We start from the raw sequence: 553 nt of genomic DNA, 5'->3' as shown, positions 1-553 counted from the left end.
GGTGCCGTCGGCTTTGGTGTATGCAACCGGGGCTTGGGCACTCTGTACCACGGATTGGGCGTCTACAGCATAGGTATAGGTCTGGTTGCCGTTGCCGTCAACATTTTGTTGCACCGTCAATCCGTTGCCTGCAGCCAGGGTCAGGGTGCTGCCTGATTTGGCTGTAGTGGCAGCGGGTGTACCTACGGTGTTGCCGCCGGCAGTGATGTTGAAACCACTGTTGTTGATGGCGTTAACCACATCCTGCGCGGTGGCGACTTGGTTGGTATTACCGGTTGTGGCGGCTTTGCCGTCCGTGCCGGTAGTAATGGCGGCAGGATCTGCGGACACGGTATAGGTAGTGCTGCCATCCCCATTAAGTGTCGGTGTGCCTACAGAGATACCATTGCCAGCAGCCACGATGGTTTTGGCGGCGGCGGCCTTATTTGCCACAACCTGCAATTGGTCTTCAGTAGCAGCGCGACCACTCACCGGCGTACCGGTCCAAGTTTTGTTTGTCAGACCGGTAACCGTACCGGCAGTGCCGTCGACAGTAACCGGGCTGCCGCCGCTA

1 protein-coding gene is annotated in these 553 nt (G+C 58.2%); it reads right to left on the bottom strand.

The window, feature by feature from the left end; all coding sequences use genetic code 11:
- Positions 1-553 (bottom strand): hypothetical protein (locus HMPREF3052_RS11855; RefSeq protein ID WP_210399523.1); only part of this gene is annotated, 553 nt, incomplete at both ends.

The sequence above is a fragment of the Neisseria sp. HMSC056A03 genome (assembly GCF_001815685.1).
Classification (GTDB): Bacteria; Pseudomonadota; Gammaproteobacteria; order Burkholderiales; family Neisseriaceae; genus Neisseria; species Neisseria subflava.
Note: the sequence above shows the minus strand (reverse complement) of the source record. Positions and strands in the feature narration are given on the sequence as shown.